The sequence below is a fragment of the Chitinophaga oryziterrae genome (assembly GCF_009758125.1).
GTDB lineage: Bacteria > Bacteroidota > Bacteroidia > Chitinophagales > Chitinophagaceae > Chitinophaga > Chitinophaga oryziterrae.
The window spans coordinates 19326-37195 of sequence record NZ_WRXO01000005.1 but is presented as its reverse complement, the minus strand read 5'-3'; the positions used below and the strand labels follow the sequence as shown (position 1 = coordinate 37195).

The following is a 17870-nucleotide window of genomic DNA, read 5'->3' as shown; positions in this document are numbered from 1 at the left end:
AGATATAACTTTTCACTATCAACACAAAGATTAGCATGAAAAACAAAGACGTTAAAACAGACAAGGATCTTTCCAAAGCAAAAGGGAAAGAAGAAAGTAAAGAAGAAGATTTTCCTGGTTACCCTATTTATCCGGCAAGTGAAGATATCATGAACCAGGAAGAACAGGAAGATCTGGATGTAGAAAAAGTGACTGGTTCTTCCAGACTTAATAATGAAATTGCAAGAGAGAGAGGAGTAGACCCGGCAGACTTTGATGAAAGCCTCGATATCCCCGGAGCAGAACTGGATGATGACGAAGAAGCATTGGGAGAAGAAGATGAGGAAAATAATTTCTACAGTCTGGGTGGAGACAGGCATGAAGATCTGGAAGAGGCAAATGATAACGAAGATTGATAGTACCTCATAATAAAGGAGTCAACAATCTGCAAACAGCGTCAATAAAACGTTGCCAGATCGAACGGTTTTTCCAGGAGCGGCGTTCAATCAACACCGCATCCTGTAAATCCTGTTTGAAAGAGTTTTGCAATTTTTGAATAGTAGGCCTGTCGTATATCACAACAGCTATTTCACTGTTCAGGTAAAAACTACGGTTATCTAAATTTACTGTACCAACAATTGCCAGGTTATCATCGATTACAATTGTCTTGGCATGTATAAATCCCTTCTGATAAAAATATACTTTCACCCCTGCATCCAGCATTGGCTTAATATAAGATTGTGCAGCATGTTGCACAAAATAGGAATCTCCCTGGGAAGGAAGTAATAACTCTACATTTTTACCAGCTTGTGCTGCCATTTGCAAAGCTGTCAGAATCTGATCGTTTGGAATAAAATATGGATTGCTGATCCGGATACTCCGGCGGCCAACATTCAATGCCATCAGGATAGTTTGCATAGTCATCGGAAAATCCGAATCAGGTCCGCTGGCTACAACGTCTGCAAAACAATTATCCTGTATGTCTGAACGATGAAAATAGGGAGGGCCAAAATTGAAAGTCTTTTTACTGCAATAGCGATAACTCATTTGAAACTGTAATTGCAACAGATTTACTACATCGCCTTCCAGTTGTAAATGAGTGTCTCTCCAGAAAACCTCATGCTTCCCATTATTCAGGTACCGGTCGTCCATATTAATACCACCGGTAAAACCTACCTCTCCGTCAATCACGATAATTTTACGGTGATTACGATAATTTGCATTCAGGTAGAAATTAATCAGGACGGGAGAAAATGAATAAACCTCTGCTCCGTTATCTTCCAGCAGATCAGGAATACCACCTATTTTATCTGAACCAAGATCATCATAGATAAAACGGACCTCAATACCTTCTTTTAATTTCTCAACCAGAATTTCTGCAACCGCATTTCCCACGTCGTCTGCTGCAAAAATGTAATACTCTATGTGAATATGGTGTTTAGCCGCACGAAGTGCTTCCATTACTGCTGGAAACTTTTCTTCTCCGTTCAATAGAATCTTTATGCGGTTATTCTGAGAAAGTACAGAGTGCCTGGTATTCAATAACATAGCAGAAATCTCCTGCTTACTTGCTACTTCGTGGCGTAATTTTAACTGTAAATGTTCTATTTCTTTGCGCTGAGATTCAAAATAACGTAACATCAGGGTAGCATCCTTACTACCTTTTAAAGTAAAGCGGCGGCGCTTGCGTAAGTCCCGGCCCAGATAGTAATAAACAATCAATCCCAGTACCGGAACAAATATCAGTAACATGATATAAGCGAGTGCTTTTACCGGATTCCTGTTTTCCAGCAATATTGTACTTACCACCCCTATAAAGGAAAGCGTAAGTAATACATAGCCGGAAATTTTTAATGCAATGTGCCAGTCTGTTCCCCAGAGCAAGTAAAATATCTGATACACAATGTTGCTTATATGGTTATGTGGATAAAGGTACTTTCTTTGTTTTGTAATTTATCTTGTTGAATTTCATGTTAATGTTGTGAACTTAAAAAATTAACGAGAATAAATTATCCCCATAAATCGTTCTTAAGATAAATTATCATTTTTTTTGTTGTTACAATGAGCTGTACATGCAGGAATCAATCCTAACAAAACTTGAAGCATCCCGCAGGGAACTCCTGGACCTGGGACTGCGTAACCCCTTACTCAATTATCATTTACCAGCCAGCCGAGGAGTGCATATTGAAGAAGAGAAGGCGGTTAATATTTACGAAGTATTGGTAAAGCAGGGGAAAGCGATGACCTTTTTGCCTAAGTCCGGTAACAAGGAAATTATAGAAACGGAAGCACCTGTTTTATTGGAACAGGAAGAAGTAGTGTATGATACCCGTCTGCAAACACTGGAAACAGTAAGCAGTCTCCAGAACAGATTACTCAATACTTATTATGCCGCACGTACCAGTCTGGAAGAACAGGGTGTGAATATCCTGTTTATCACATTGGGAATGCTTCAATGGTATGATAAAGATAATAGCAAAGAAATGCGGCAAGCCCCGCTGGTACTAATTCCTGTGTCACTGGAAAGATCCAGTGCAAGGGAGCGTTTTCGTTTACGCTATACCGGTGGTGAAGTAGAAATGAACCTGAGTCTGCAGGCAAAAATAAAAACAGAGTATGGCATCCTGTTACCTGATATGCCTGAAGCAGATGAGATAGCTGTGGCAGAATATATTCAGGAATTAGCAGAAGTTATCAACGGCATGCCCGGCTGGCTGGTAGTGCCGGATGCAGTAGAATTGGGATTTTTCTCTTTCGGGAAGCTGATGTTGTATCATGATCTGGATAGTGACTTATGGCCCGAAGATGAAAAGCCAGGTAACCATCCCATCTTGCAAAGTCTTTTTGGAGAAGGGTTTAATGAAGGAAAACCGGGAGTTTCGGAAGATGCCTTTATTGATACAGAAACGGCCGCACATGAAATGCATCAGGTAGTAGATGCAGACGGTTCACAACTCCTGGCCATGCTGGCAGTGCAGGAAGGACGTAACCTTGTAATACAGGGCCCGCCGGGTACCGGTAAATCACAGACTATTACCAACCTTATTGCCAATGCCATCGGGGAAGGTAAAAAAGTGTTGTTCGTAGCGGAAAAAATGGCAGCACTCGAAGTGGTGAAACGCAGGCTGGACAGTATTCAGCTGGGAGATGCCTGTCTTGAATTGCATAGTCATAAAGCAAACAAAAAAGAACTTCATCAGGAACTGAGAAGAACACTGGAACTGGGTAAGCCTGCTATACAACAACTGCAACAGGAAGTAACCTTATTGAATGATTACAGGAGTGAGCTGAATGATTATTGCATCTCTGTGAATACACCAGTGGGGCGAAGCGGACTTACACCGCAAAAAATAATGGGCTATCTCTTACAGTTAAGAGAGCAGTTCGGAAATATGGACCTGCCCCGTATCCCTATACAATCTTTGTCTGCCTGGGATGCAGGTCTTATGCAACGGGCCGAAGCAATAGCCGGACGTATAGAGGCCCGTCTGGCAGAGACAGGAGTACCTTCTTCACTATTATTCTGGGGTAGTCAGTTAACAGTACTAACACCAGCAGCAGAAGAAAAATTGTTACCCATATTACAATTGGGAGAAACAACAACAACAGCGTTGCAACACGAGAGTGCTATTATTGCCGGGCATATAGGACTGCCTATGCCGCTGAGCCGCAAACATAGTATGGACTTATCCTTTGTTACGCAGCTGGCATCAGTATCTCCTGACATCAGTAATATCCGGATAAAACATCCGGCATGGCTGCAGCAAAAAGAAGATATCAAAGAGTTGTTGCAAACAGGAAGACGTTTGTCGCAAATCCATAAAGCATACGATGAGATATTGATTCCTGAAGCATGGGAACAACAGGTACTTGAGATCCGTCAGAACCTGCTGGCCTATGGGGATAAGTGGTACAAATTTGTGATCGGGGATTATAACCGGAGTAAACGTCAGTTGGCTGCTTTGTGTAAAGCAGGGTTACCAAAAGATGTAGCCGGTAAATTGTCTTGTGTAGATGCTATTCTCGAAGCACGCCGCCTGGATAAACTGATCCAGGAACAGGAAATATTGGCAAAAGAACTGTTTGGAATACGCTGGCAAAAAGGGCAGACTAATTGGGATGCATTGGAAGCTGTCACTAATTATTTGACAGAAGTACACAAGCAGATTAGTATAGGATCATGTACAACGGTGATACTTGATTACCTGGAGAAAAATGAACCCGCTGAAAAAGCAAAAGGCTATTATGATACATTGTTGAGAACAATGCAGCAACATGGTGCTGCAATAGAAAATATAGTAACTGCACTTGCCCTTAATGAACTATTGCGTTTCAGAAATGTAACCCCCTTACTACAACGGGCATACGAAGAGCAGATTGTTTTATTGCAATCATGGATGAAGGGATTACCTGAAATACATCAGATAATTTCATGGAACAATCTGGCTGCAACCGCTACCGCTGAAGGCTTTCAGCCATTGATAGATATAGTGACCCGTTGGAAGGAAGGATATAAAGGATTAAAAGCAGCATTACAAAGAACATGGTATGAATATCTGTGGGAGCAGGCATTAACAGAACATGCGTCTCTGCGTAAATTCGAACGTTCCAGTCATGAGTCGGCAGTGAAACAATTTGTGAAACTGGATACACTCAATCTGCAATATAACAGGGCGCGGGCAGCGTTAAAACATTGGGATGGTGTACCTCCTTTAGAAGCAGGCGGACAGGTAAACGTATTACGCACAGAGTTTAATAAAAAGGCAAGGCACATGCCTATCCGCAAATTGATGCAGGCAGCGGGATTGGCCATACAGGCCATCAAACCGGTATTTATGATGAGCCCTTTATCTATCGCTAATTTTTTACCACCTGGTTCATTACAGTTTGATCTGGTAATATTTGATGAAGCCAGTCAGGTAAGACCAGTGGATGCATTGGGTGCTTTGTTGCGGGGAAAACAATTAGTGGTAGTAGGAGATAGTAAACAGTTACCCCCCAGCAGTTTTTTTGATTCTCTTTTGAAAGAAGTAGATGATGAAGAAAATGTAACAGCGGATATGCCAAGCATATTAGGGATGTGCGATGCACAAGGCGCTCCCCAAAGAATGTTGCGTTGGCATTATCGTAGTCGTCATGAATCATTGATCACGTTTTCGAATCATGAATTCTACGAAAATAAACTGGTGATATTTCCTAGTCCGGGTGCAGATCAGCGAATGGGATTAGTATATCATTTGTTGAAGGATGCAACCTATGATCGTGGTAAGACACGTACCAATCAAAAAGAAGCGGATGCCATAACAGCTGCTGTGATAGCACATGTACGCAAACATCCCGAAATGAGTTTAGGAGTTGTAGCTTTCAGTACGGCACAGATGCAGGCGATACAGCAGTCGCTGGAAACAGCACGCAAGACTACACCCGACGTAGAAGCGTTTTTCAAAGCACATCCGCATGAGCCATTTTTTGTAAAGAACCTGGAGAATGTACAGGGAGATGAAAGAGATGTAATTTTTATTAGTATTGGTTATGGACGTACGCCGGAGGGAAATGTAAATCTTTCTTTCGGTCCTTTGAATAATGAAGGTGGAGAACGCAGATTGAATGTGTTGATAACAAGAGCGAAACAACGTTGTGAAGTATTTACTAATCTTACTTCCGATGATATTGATCTTAGCAAAACGGAAAGTGAAGGCGTACATGCGTTAAAAAACTTCCTCTACTTTGCACAACATGGAAAATTACCGTCTGCTTTTTCAGACGGCACGTCCCCGCAGGCGCCATTTGAAGAGATGGTTGCAGCACAGATTACAGCAGCAGGTTACATGGTACATAAACAGATTGGAAGTAAAGGATTTTATATAGACCTTGCTGTGATGGACCCGGAAAATCCCGGGAAGTACTTGCTGGGAATAGAATGTGATGGAGCATCTTATCATACTGCACGTTCTGCCCGCGACAGAGACCGTTTACGCCAGCAGGTACTGGAAGACATGGGCTGGGAAATATACAGGGTGTGGAGTACAGATTGGTTCCGTCATCCTGCGCGAGAGTTGAAAAGATTACTGGATGCAATTGAAGATGCACGAAGGACAGAGGATATTGAAGAAGATAATATAGCGGAAGATTATACGATCATCAGAGAAACGGAAGAAGAAACAGCGCCTTTATACGAGTTGGCAGTATTACCTGTGGAAATCAGTACAAAAGAATTTCATTTACATCCGTCAGATAAAATGCAAAGCTGGCTGGAAGGAATCGTTGTGGTGGAAAGCCCTGTACATACAGAAGAGGTGATCCGGCGAATGATAGAAGCCGCGGGTGTTTCCCGGGTTGGTAGTCGTATCAGGGATATATTGAAACAGGCAATTGCAAGTGCAGAAAGTACCGGTAGTATTATTGTAAAAGAAGATTTCTTGTGGGATGCGCAGATGGAAGTACCATCATTACGTAGTCGTGCTAATTTACCGGCAGCATCCCGTAAACTTTCTTATATAGCGCCGGAAGAAATAATAGTGGCTGTGGAAAAAGTGATAACAGATGCAGTGGCAATTACAACAGCAGCAGCAATACCTATGGTGGCAAAGACATTAGGGCTGAACCGTGTTACAGAAGACATAAAAAATGATATCACGGTAGTCATTGAACAATGCCTGGACCGTGATATTATTTATCTGGATGGAGAATGGTTAAAGGCAAAATGATTATACCATTATAGCTTTAAAGATCCTGCTGTATAACATTACCAGGTAGGCTAATAATATCAGTGTATTTAATACCAGTAGCCAGTTAATATCTGGTTCCTGGTATTTCTTTTTCATGCAGAGAATAAGCAGTGTCATAAACCCTACAAACAGTATAACCGGAAATATCAGTGTCCATTTATTGGTAATAACAAGATGAGTATCTTCCAGTCGGGTATCCCACGGCTGCTGACCCGAAATAAAAGGGACAATTCCGCAGAATAACATAATAATAAATATTCTGATTGCTGTTTTAGCAGCTAGCCGGCTGTACTTTATATTTTTGCTTTCCTGTTTCATATTTTCAAAGTTCGGAAATTAATTTTGGCTTAGGAAGCTGTAACCACCAATGTATAGCTATACCAATCAACAAATTTACAACAGACCAGCATGTCATCCATTTATTCTCTGTTGAAAACCCTCCTATAAATAGCCAACAGAAAAAATAAAGATGAAACCATGCAGGCACCAGCCAGGTAATAAAAGGAATGGTTGTGGATTGTACATCTCTTCTTTTTCTGAAGCCTGTGATAGACATTATTGGAAAAAGCACTAATAAAAAGATCAGTTTTTCTTTACTGACAATATTGAATTTAAGCTTTAGCCAATCAGAAACAGGGAAGAGCATTAACCATAATACTACCTGTGAAATCAATATAGAAAATAGGGGTGTGACAGCTCGCCAGATATTTGTTTTACTTACTTTCTCGAGGAAGCGTGCAAACAGGGAATAAAGGAACACGACACATAACCATCCGAAGAAGTTACCATAAGGTATACCGAACCATTGCCCGGTAAGTGCTAATTCAGGACTATGCATTCCCTGCCAATCCCAATGCCACATATGCAGGCGATAAGCGACTACATCCATACTCAGATCTATACTAAGAGCCAGTAGGGCATCGAAAGCGGCTGCAGCCCAGATATTTAATCCACGGCTATCTGATATAAGTCTTGATGTGTAAATAATAATACCCCATCCAGCGCCAATCCATACAGGGATATTATCAGGTGCATGTCCCAGCATTATCATAAACTGACCATACTTATAGCCGGCACTGCTCATAACATTCACATATTCCAGTAGCAGGCCAAAGCCAAAACCACCTAATAAATAAGCAACGCTACCGGCACTGTTTTTCCATGCATGTAAGAAGCAAAGGATAAAAAGAAGGTACATGCAGCACTCCGTTAGCGGGTAACAAACAGATGGCGGAAACCCGTAGGGCATGTTTGAGTAAGGGAACATTATTTGAGTTCTTTATCAATATGTGAAGTATGCTTTGTATCGCGTACTACAGCATATACAATGAGTGAAATAAAAATGCAGACAGTTATATACCAGTAATAAAGCGATTCGTGATCGATCTTTTTAAAATAGAGCGCAATGTATTCTGCCGTACCGCCAAAGATAGCAACAGTAAGAGCATAGGGAAGGCCTACACCAAGAGCTCTTATCCCGGCCGGAAACATCTCTGCTTTCACTACCGCATTGATAGAAGTATATCCGCTGATGATAATAAGGGCAGATAAGATAAGTAAGAAAGCAGACCATTCTGTTGTAGTATGGCTGATTGCAGTAAGGATAGGAACAGTAAGCAGTGTACCTGATATTCCAAAGCTTAACAATAAAGGCTTACGGCCAATCTTATCACTAAGCATACCAAACAGCGGTTGCATACATGCATAAATCAGCATCAGCCAGAAAGTCAATACTGTTGAACGTTCTTTACTAAGGTGTACGGTATTTACCAGGAACTTCTGCATGTATGTGGTGTAGGTATAAAAGGCAAGTGTACCGCCCATAGTGAGGCCAATAACAGTTAGCACGGCACGCGGATGTTCTTTTAAAAGTGTCACCAGAGAACCGCGTTTGGTATTATCTTTTTCTACCTGTATGGTCTCTTTCATATGCCGCCGTATGATGAGAGCAAATAATGAGAGGCAGGCTCCTATTGCAAAAGGAATACGCCAGCCCCATGCATCCAGTTGTTCCGGTGTCAGGAAAACTTTTTGCAGCAGCATTTGAATGCCCAATGCGATGAGTTGTCCTCCGATAAGGGTTACGTACTGAAAGCTGGAATAGAATCCCCGTCTGCCAGGTGTGGATATCTCACTGAGATAAGTGGCAGAGGTCCCATATTCACCACCAACACTAAGACCTTGCAGCAATCGGGCAGACAATAGGATAATAGGCGAGACTATCCCTGCAACCTTGAAAGAAGGTGCCAGCGCAATCATCATACTACCTATAGACATAAGGAGTACAGACAGGGTCATGGAAGTTTTCCTTCCGGAGCGGTCTGCGATACGGCCGAAGAGCCATCCACCTACAGGGCGCATCAGGAAGCCTACGGCAAAAATGGCAGCGGTATCCAGTAATTGCGCAGTAGGATTACCTTTTGGGAAAAAGACAGGGGCAAAATAGAGAGCGAAGGCAGCATATACATACCAGTCGTACCACTCTACCAGGTTACCTATGGAGCCGGTAAAAATGGCTTTTATCCGCCAGGCGGTATCGTTTATTTTGTTCATAGTTGTGGGTAGCGATCAAAAATAAGAAAATCGACACATAGTCTTACGCATGCAAATCTGTTAATTCTTATATTGCCTGTTATAAAAGAGATAATCATGGATGCAATTACTACAGCTAAGAAAGCAGCAGGAGAGAAGGCGGCTTCACTCGTTCATCCCGGAATGTTGGTAGGACTTGGTACAGGCTCTACTGCATACTGGGCAATTAAGAAAATAGGAGAGATGGTAAAGGAAGGATTGAATATCCAGGCAGTAGCTACGTCCCTGGCATCAGAAAAGCAGGCCAGGGAACTGGGTATCCCTATTACATCTTTTAGTGAAATACAACAACTGGATATAGATATAGATGGTGCAGATGAAGTCAGTGAAGACCTGCAGATAATCAAAGGCGGTGGTGGATCACTGCTGCGGGAAAAGATAGTCGCGCTTGCCAGCAGGAAAAGGATCATCGTAGCTGATGAGCGTAAATATGTTAAGACCCTGGGTAAATTCCCTCTACCACTGGAAATAGTACCATTTGGATGGGAGCTTGTATTTAAAACGTTACAGACTTTACAGGGAGTTCCTACACTTCGTACAAAAGATGATCAGCCTTACATTACTGATAATGGTAACTACATTATCGATTGTTCTTTCGGAGTAATAAAAGATCCGGTACAACTGCATCAGCAATTAAAAATGATCACAGGTATTGTAGAAACAGGATTGTTCCTGAACTTACAACCGACAGTGATCATTGCGTACGAGAATGGAGAAATAAAAGCCATTTAAAATCAAACTATGTTATACCTGGGTATCTGTTTCATCTGCTGATACCGTTTGTATATTAAAAGCAAAAGGATCTCTATCGGAGATCCTTTTGCTTTTAATATAGCTGTAAATATTATTTCAATTCTACACCAACAGTAACTCTTGTTTCATCAAAAAACAGATTTAATGATTTAGGTTTTGTACCTGCTGGCAATCTGAATTTATTACCGGTAGATGAATTGGTAGCTTCAGCATCTGCCGATACTGTATTGTAAGTATCGTGTGTGATGTTATTACCATTATCTAACTGTAAACGAAAATCATTAGGATTAATGTAAACGCTGTTTTCTCCTAACTTCCGCTTATTTGTTACTTCAATCTCGTAGGTAAGTTCTGTACCTGTTATTTTTCCATCTGCATCAGATAGCTGAACAGCTTTTCCATCTTTCAATCGGATAAATGCTTCCTTATTTTTCCCCAGGTAAGCAGTATCAGGAGAAAATGTTACAGCGTAGCTTTTAGGTTCATTGGCGGGGCTATTGTTAGCAGCGGCATTTTTGTTATCGGACTGTTCAGTACTGGCCTGTTCAGAGGTTTCTGTGCTTTTCTTTCCTTTACAGGCAGCCAGGGTAATAGCAAAAATAATGGCGGACGCTAAAATGGTTTTTTTCATCTTAAAGGGGGTATTGGTTTAAAACTGCGTTATAACAGCTAAAATGATACCAAACATAACTGTTTAATGAAAATATAATAAGTAAAATGTGATATAGAGATAAGGGAGTGTTCGGGGAGTCTCTGAGAGTAGAACATACTTTGAACATACGTTGAACATAGGTCGAACATACTTTGATGATGCTTCAGAAACGACCAAAGTATGTTCGACCTATGTTCAACGTATGTTCAAGATATAGACTCTCCCCGAATGTCTCGTCCTGATATAGGTTTACACGCATTCATCAGTATGGGTTGCACAATGTTGTGCCAAAAGAAAAAGGCTTTGAGAGTTTCGTCTCAAAGCCTTTAAGCGGCGTTTTCACCTGAAAACATAAATTTAAGAGGGCCTTTCCGTATTACGTTCATTTAATTCAGGCACTCTCATTGTTAAAACAGCATCTCCCAATTTTAAAAACAAATTAAACAATGTTTTACTAACAACGGATTGGGCACAGTTAAAATCTCTTCCACCGTCTCTTACTATCCACTTTTGAGCCAATGCACGATCCACCTTTCTTAGCAGAATTCCAGTAAATACAGATTGAGCCTGGCTATGAGGAATCATCTTCTGTCTTAAAAAATCTCCAGTATCCCGTATGGATTGCCAGGATAAATTGAAAATTTGAGCAATAGAAAACCTCTTTAACAACGTTTCAAAAGTTGTTATAGTTTTCTCTCCAAAATCTTCTATCGGAAATTGCCGGCGTTCTAAGAGATAAGTTAAGTACTCCAAACATTCGTGCAGCGCAATAGAATGCCACAGCTTATTAGATTCAATGTGCCAATGCTCCGGCCAATTATCAGAGGCTATCACTTCTTCTAACTCTTTGATATAGGCCTTTTTTTCTTGTTTAGAAAAAGAGGATAGCAGCTCCCATTGAGCTCTTAAGGCAGAATATGAAGTGATAGCAGTTATATCCTCATTATAAGTAAATGATTCCGTTTTGCTTTGTGGACTCAAGCTAATTATTCCCTGTTTTCTAAGACTCTCATGCATTTGTTTGAGAAACTCAAATGAAGGTGCAAGTTTTGTATGAATCTTAACAAAGGGGAAGGCAAATTTTAAATCCTCACTTATTAAGTGTCTTGTTAATGACATTAAATAAACAGCCGTTTCAAATGATAAATCCCGAACTGCGCAAGGAGCGATAAACATGGAAGAGCATTTCTCTGTTATCAGCTTTTTTTGTTTATCAGTTTTGAGTTTTGCCAGATAAGATATATACTTCCTGCAATTAACACATTCACAATCTGAGTTGTGAATGTGTTCACAATCTGGGCAAAAAGGAGTTGATTTTCTATTAAAATCATTTCTTGACTTATACGAGGAAACAAGATTTACATTGTCGCAATAAGGACAGTAAAGCGTTTCACATATAGTTGGAGGAAATAATTTATGAAGAGATGTTGTTTTAGTATCTATTTTAAATTCATCAATAAGAAGCCTTATTTTTTCTCCATTATAATACTGCTTAATAAGCAGGTCGATTTCGTCTTTGCTTAAATGTGATAATTTAGATTGCATAAATTTATTTGAGGGGTAGCCAAATAGATATTAACCAGCTAGTTAATAATTTAGCATGCTAAGTAATTGAATTTAGTCACAGTGTTACATACCACAATGTCCATTGGGTAATAGTTATATCAATCCGGAAAGGAGCTTTCCTGGAAATTAACTGATATAAGAATGTGTCTGTAAAAGAAAAAAATACACCGGAAAATGTTTTGTGGAGATAAAATTAAATTCTAGAGTAAGATACTAAAAATTTGCAAATTGGAAATGCGCAAATGATTTCCGTCAATTAATTTGAAGAAAAATCCCAACTAAAGTACTGAATATCAAAGGAAACAAAAGGGGAAAAGAAGCATACAGTATAAAGGCGACAATGTTTCGATACAATATAATTATAGAATGTGTATCGGCAATAACAGACACAAAAGCGATTATATCGCAGTATTAGCCTCCTCTTTTCTTATCTCTCTCATTCCTTTGCCAAAATGCTTTTTCATCATTTTGTTGAGATGACTGCTATCCGTAAAGCCTAATTCAGACGCAATATCCTGTAAGGGTAATTCGGTATACCGGGCTCTTGATTCGGCAATACGGAGCCTTGATTTTATAACATAGTCCTGGAACCGTTCTGAGGCGTTCCTTCTAAAATATTCACTAAAATAGGTCTCAGCGATATGGAATTTTTCAGATAAATAGGAAACGGATAATTTATCAGCATCCAAAATATTGAAGCTTATGAAGTTTAACAGATCAGCAAATTTACTATCAGTGAAGGTGCGGCCTATTAAAATCTTACGCTGGATGTTACGGCAGATCACGCCAAGAATTGATACCAGCGTGTTTTGTATGATGAAAGTAAAGCAGGTTTCTTTGAGTTCATATTCAAAAAGGATAACATCAAGCAATCTCTTTACCTGCAACCTGTCGTTTGGGTCATCAATCAATTCGCCGGGATGATGACTGTGATTTCCTATAATGTAATTCAGCCTGCTGAACCAGGAGCTGTAATCAACCTGATCGTTTGCACCAGGAACAAAATAACTGCCCGTGAAACGGACAAACAGAAACTTTGTCGGCTCTTTAATAATATACTGATGGCACTTTGCTGTTGGTAGAAGAAAAATACCGTTTTTTTGATATGGATACTCAACATAATTTACACTTTGGCTTCCTTTTCCATCAAGAATGTAAACAAGCTCGAAAAAGTTGTTTTTACGGCTACGCCCTTGCCATTCATCGAAACTGGCAATTTCAATGGCAAAAGTATTGTGCAGGTAATCCATATTGCAAAAGTATAATTTTTACAATCACAAAATAAGCAATCCAATAATATTACTGTTATTTCAGACTACGTTACTGCTTTTAAAATACTTGCGTTCCCAACTTTGTAGTCTAAAATTCAAAGACATGAAAGCAGTTCAGTTAACCGATTTTGGAATCGAAAACTTTCGCATCAGCGAAATGGAAAAACCAATACCCAAAGCATATGAGGTGTTGGTCAACATCAAAGCAGTATCCTTAAATTACCTGGATGTGATACTGGCAAATGGAAGTTTCTACAAAGATCTTGCTTTTCCTTACACTCCTGCTTCCGATGGTTGTGGGGTTATAGCATCCATTGGAGATGAGGTTACTCAATGGGAAATTGGCGATCGTGTGGCCATTCAGTACGTGCAAAATTGGACGAAAGGAAATATTGACAGGGAAAGTAATCGGGTACGGGTAGCATGGCAGACGCCTGGCGTGCTATCAGAATATGTTTGCATCCCCGAACATGGGCTGGTCAAAGCTCCGGAAAATCTCAGTTTTGAAGAAGCCGCCACGCTCCCTATTGCCGCACTAACCGCATGGCATGCTTTGATCAATCAGGCTAACCTGCGATTAGGACAGACTGTTCTTGTTCAGGGAACGGGTGGCGTATCCCTTTTCGCACTTCAAATTGCAAAGGCTGCCGGAGCGAGGGTAATCGCCACAACCAGTACCGATGAGAAAGCGGAAAGGTTGAAAGCTTTAGGGGCTGATGCGGTGATCAATTATAATGATTACCCAGATTGGCAGAAGAACGTATTATCATTGACCGATGGTCAAGGCGTGGATATCACTCTGGATGTAGCAGGGGCGGATACCATTGCAAAGTCATTGCTCTCTGTCAAAGAAAACGGATTTGTGGGAACAGCCGGGTTTATCTCCGGAGCAGACCTTCCTTTGAATATTCACGAACATAAGATCAATATGTCCTTTTTGCGAATACAGGGACTTGCTGTAGGCAGTGCGGAAAGCTTTGCAGCATTAAACCGTGCTATCGAAATTAACGACATACATCCTGTTATTGACAGGGTATTCCCATTGGAGCAAGTGCAGGATGCTTATCGAAGATTAGAAGAAGGAAAACATGTAGGGAAGATTGTCATCAAGCTATGAAATCCATGAAAATGATGAAGGCAATTGTTTTAAATGAACCCGGAGGTATTGAAAATTTAGAATTTACAACATTACCTGTTCCCGGCATTTCAGATACCGAGGTATTGGTAAAATTATTATAAGTGCAGGTCTTCAAAACACAACAATATCAGTGCTATCAAAGCCCATGATCAGTTTTTAGCAGCGTGTGAATTAATGAGCCTTCCAGAACAACGAGTTCTGGAAATCAGAAAAGGTTCTAAAGGTCCTCGATACTGTAGTACTTAGCAGAGTAGAAAGAAATAACCTTTTCAATTAATTCAACGTTCACAAGTAGAGTTCAATAGGATTTTAATATTGAACGACGAACATTAGCAACTGAAATGTTGTAGTAAAAGAAAAAGGCTTTGAAGAGTTTCCTCTCAAAGCCTTTACTATCAGGTGGAGAGGAGCGGGGAGATGTCGAATTTTTTGGAGGATTTTGAACGTTTGATTAGGAGCTTCGCTTAGGCTAGCCTATAGACCCACTTTTGAGATTCCAGAAATCAGATGACTTCTACTGATAATTAATAAACCAAACGGAATAGTCTTCAAGCAACTGATATTCCGGTGATTTCTTATCTATGGCTTTCATATCTGCCAGCGGGAGTTGAAAACGCTTTTTATCGGAGAGCCTTGTTACTTTTGCAAACAAGCCATAATCCTCATCATAATAAGGATCGATCCTGATCATATTGAATATATCGGTATGTGAAGGCCGGGTTTTCTTTAGCATTTCATACTCCCGTTTCTCTCCCAGACCTAAAATGTAAAACTCTTCCCAGTCAAAATCTTCAATTCCAGTAATGCGAACCGGAAATTTCAAGGTTGCCTCCAGGTAGGATTTGTAAAATACAAGCGTTTTTCAAGCCGTCTGGAGATATCGTCAAAACGGTTGTTAAATAGCTGTTCAATCCTTCTTTTGTTAGCATTAAATCTTCTGGCCATATAACAAATTGTCAGGCTGGTTTAGTTCCAGGCATAAATGATACATCAATGAAAATGCAATACTGCCATTAGAAAAAATATCAATAATAGAATAGTTTTCATATGGCCACAATATTAGAAAATAATCATTCTCTTCACATGACTCAAATTTACCAAGGGATGATAATTGTAAAAGATGCTTTTTTAAACTATCAGGCAAACCATTTACAAACGCCTCTTGAAATCTGGTGTTCATTTGTAAGTAAATTCCCTCCCCGTTCATGCCAATATGAAGCATAACTTCTACAGGCTCATTATATGCGTGAATAAAAATAATATTCCCGAAATCCTTCCATTCAGCATGTGTCCACTGATGTAAAGTTTGGTTATTGCCAGACCATTGTTCTAAAAGTTCATATAAAAGCTCTGTAACCAATATTCCTAAACTGTCCCTGTCAGCCCCAGCGCCTGTAATCAACCATTTATTAAAATCCACTATGGTATTAGCTTGAATACGAAATGTGTGCTGTCTTTCTCCTGGCACCAGCATATTATTTACAGCATTCTTGTGATCAATCATGAGTTGTGCGTACTGCCATTTTTGAATGATAAAATTACTTCCTTCCATTTATCATCGCAATACCATGGTAGCCTGCCTGATCTTACCTGTTTGTTGAGATGTTAGTTCTGCTATGATCTCACCGAGATGAATGAAAATCAATTTCCCATCATTGTATTTCCGGAAAGGAGTAGCTGTTAAACCATATATATAATAGCTGTTAAGCTGTTGTATAGTTCTATGATAGCTTTCGGCGGTAACATGATGACACTCATCTATTAGAATTGTTCCGAAAGCATTTTTAAGCACTGCACTTTCGGGATTATCTACCTCTTTAGCTAAACTCTGTATTGTGGCGACCGTAATTTGTCTACCTATTTTGGATTTCCCTTGTCCTATTTTCCCAATTTCCTGTTTAGGTATTCCCAGGAAGGTTTCTATCCGTTCGATCCACTGATCCATCAATTGTTTTCTGTGGACGACTATAAGAGCCGGCTGTTGTTTGTCAGCAATTATCTTTAACCCTATGATTGTTTTTCCGGAACCAGGAGGAGCAGTAATCACTCCCATATCTTTTTTGGATGATGCAGTTATTGCTATATCCTGATATTCTCTCAATACTGTCTGAAACAGAAATGGAACATTCTCCTTTCGGGCTCTTTGATCATTAAACTCAAAAGGGATAGTGGCATCTTTACAAAAGCGTAAAAGTTTACCTGTAAATCCTCTGGGCAAAATAACATGATCCTCTGTTTCTTCTATGAATTTGAAAAACCGTTCTGTACCAAATGTGTTTCTGCCAACTTTCTTCCTGATGATGAATTCAGTATTAGCAAAATTCAGTTCATCTTTTAGAAAATTAATCAATGAAATAGGGATTGCATCACGGTTGAGCCGAATGGTATTGCCTAATGAAATAGTTAGCCCTTTACTATCAGAAGATACGCTATTGACAGATAGAGTTGATATAATAGATTGATAACATTCGTCTAATTTTTGTAAACTTACTTTTTGAATGGCTTCAAGATAAGCCCACTGATCTGAGAATGCTTCTAACGTGTCGTGGTTAATAAAGCAGCTGTTTCCTTGCTCCCATGAGGTTTTATGCAAAGGCAAAGCTATAAGATTGCCTAATCCTTTACCTGAAAGTTTATCCTGATTGGGAAAAAGCCGGTCAAAGCTGGAATTTTTGTCAAATGTTGAAATAACACCTGCTTCTGTTAGTAGTGCCAATACAATTTTCCTGCTTTTAAATGCAGGATAAGGTTGCTGAAAGAAAATCCATACATGTCCACCTTTACCGGAACGGGATCGCTCAAGATAGGCAGGAATTCCCTTTTTCATACAGAGTCCTATAAACTTTCTGCTATCCTCTACCCAATTCTGTTCGTCAAAATCCGCAGCAATAAGCCAAGAAGTATTATCCTGTAATAGCGGATAAAGGCCAATTAATTGTGTTCCATTTATGTGCTTTGTTATTTGTTCATTTGTTAAGGGCAGATAGCTCTTTTCAGAATAGTTCTCAAAAGCACCGCCCTTCATTTTATGCATTCTGTAACGGAATGGATCGTAAAAATATGCAGGCATATAGCCACTCTTAGGTTCCTTTTCCCAACGAATAGCAAATACATCGCTTCTGCCCTTAAATAGAGAAGTAAATAAGTTTATTTCATTACTGGAACAATTGTTTGTCAACCCGATTAGTTAT

The 17870-nt window shown here is 39.9% G+C and carries 14 protein-coding genes; 4 read left to right on the top strand and 10 right to left on the bottom strand.

Translation table 11 applies throughout. The features are described from left to right. Positions 1 to 35: 35 nt before the first annotated feature. A complete protein-coding gene (locus tag GO495_RS17770; protein ID WP_157301077.1) occupies positions 36 to 395 on the top strand; it encodes a hypothetical protein in 360 nt (119 codons plus the stop codon). Positions 396 to 402: 7 nt separating this feature from the next. Here the strand turns inward: GO495_RS17770 and cls are convergent, their stop codons facing one another. Next, positions 403 to 1881: a cardiolipin synthase gene (cls, locus tag GO495_RS17765; protein WP_157301076.1), complete on the bottom strand. Its 1479-nt coding sequence runs from the start codon at positions 1879 to 1881 to the stop codon at positions 403 to 405. 170 nt (positions 1882 to 2051) lie between these two features. On the opposite strand from cls, the gene GO495_RS17760 reads away from it, so the two are divergent. Continuing rightward, positions 2052 to 6686 (top strand): DUF3320 domain-containing protein, encoded by a 4635-nt coding sequence (locus tag GO495_RS17760; protein WP_157301075.1) that lies wholly within the window; start codon positions 2052 to 2054, stop codon positions 6684 to 6686. On the opposite strand, the gene GO495_RS17755 is transcribed toward GO495_RS17760, so the two are convergent. From GO495_RS17755 to GO495_RS17745, 3 genes are all read right to left on the bottom strand, one after another. Continuing rightward, on the bottom strand, positions 6687 to 6953 hold the full coding sequence (locus GO495_RS17755) for a hypothetical protein (protein WP_157301074.1): 267 nt from the start codon (positions 6951 to 6953) through the stop codon (positions 6687 to 6689). A 76-nt stretch (positions 6954 to 7029) separates the two neighbouring features. Further along, complete coding sequence (locus tag GO495_RS17750; protein WP_157301073.1) at positions 7030 to 7905, bottom strand: carotenoid biosynthesis protein; 876 nt, start codon at positions 7903 to 7905, stop codon at positions 7030 to 7032. A 68-nt stretch (positions 7906 to 7973) separates the two neighbouring features. Continuing rightward, the gene (locus tag GO495_RS17745) at positions 7974 to 9260 is read right to left on the bottom strand and encodes an MFS transporter (protein ID WP_157301072.1); all 1287 of its coding nucleotides are present in this window, start codon (positions 9258 to 9260) and stop codon (positions 7974 to 7976) included. A 96-nt stretch (positions 9261 to 9356) separates the two neighbouring features. Here GO495_RS17745 and rpiA point away from each other — a divergent pair, with 96 nt between their 5' ends. Beyond that, positions 9357 to 10031, top strand: a complete 675-nt coding sequence (gene rpiA / locus GO495_RS17740; protein ID WP_157301071.1) for a ribose-5-phosphate isomerase RpiA — start codon at positions 9357 to 9359, stop codon at positions 10029 to 10031. A gap of 112 nt (positions 10032 to 10143) precedes the next feature. Here the strand turns inward: rpiA and GO495_RS17735 are convergent, their stop codons facing one another. The 3 genes from GO495_RS17735 to GO495_RS17725 all read right to left on the bottom strand — a co-directional run bounded on the left by GO495_RS17735 (position 10144) and on the right by GO495_RS17725 (position 13520). Continuing rightward, the gene (locus GO495_RS17735) at positions 10144 to 10683 is read right to left on the bottom strand and encodes a hypothetical protein (RefSeq protein ID WP_157301070.1); all 540 of its coding nucleotides are present in this window, start codon (positions 10681 to 10683) and stop codon (positions 10144 to 10146) included. 378 nt (positions 10684 to 11061) lie between these two features. Beyond that, complete coding sequence (locus GO495_RS17730) at positions 11062 to 12249, bottom strand: hypothetical protein (RefSeq protein WP_157301069.1); 1188 nt, start codon at positions 12247 to 12249, stop codon at positions 11062 to 11064. 419 nt (positions 12250 to 12668) lie between these two features. Next, the gene (locus tag GO495_RS17725) at positions 12669 to 13520 is read right to left on the bottom strand and encodes an AraC family transcriptional regulator (RefSeq protein ID WP_157301068.1); all 852 of its coding nucleotides are present in this window, start codon (positions 13518 to 13520) and stop codon (positions 12669 to 12671) included. A 178-nt stretch (positions 13521 to 13698) separates the two neighbouring features. Between GO495_RS17725 and GO495_RS17720 the strand changes: the two genes are divergently transcribed. Beyond that, positions 13699 to 14658 carry a zinc-dependent alcohol dehydrogenase family protein gene (locus GO495_RS17720; RefSeq protein ID WP_170302690.1) on the top strand — a complete coding sequence of 320 codons (960 nt, stop codon included), beginning with the start codon at positions 13699 to 13701 and terminating at the stop codon, positions 14656 to 14658. 535 nt (positions 14659 to 15193) lie between these two features. On the opposite strand, the gene GO495_RS17715 is transcribed toward GO495_RS17720, so the two are convergent. The 3 genes from GO495_RS17715 to GO495_RS17705 form a co-directional block, all read right to left on the bottom strand. Then, complete coding sequence (locus GO495_RS17715) at positions 15194 to 15502, bottom strand: hypothetical protein (protein ID WP_157301066.1); 309 nt, start codon at positions 15500 to 15502, stop codon at positions 15194 to 15196. Between the two features lie 105 nt (positions 15503 to 15607). Continuing rightward, positions 15608 to 16231 carry a hypothetical protein gene (locus GO495_RS17710; protein WP_157301065.1) on the bottom strand — a complete coding sequence of 208 codons (624 nt, stop codon included), beginning with the start codon at positions 16229 to 16231 and terminating at the stop codon, positions 15608 to 15610. 3 nt (positions 16232 to 16234) lie between these two features. Then, positions 16235 to 17857 (bottom strand): TOTE conflict system archaeo-eukaryotic primase domain-containing protein, encoded by a 1623-nt coding sequence (locus tag GO495_RS17705; protein ID WP_205691286.1) that lies wholly within the window; start codon positions 17855 to 17857, stop codon positions 16235 to 16237. Between the last annotated feature and the right edge of the window lie 13 nt (positions 17858 to 17870).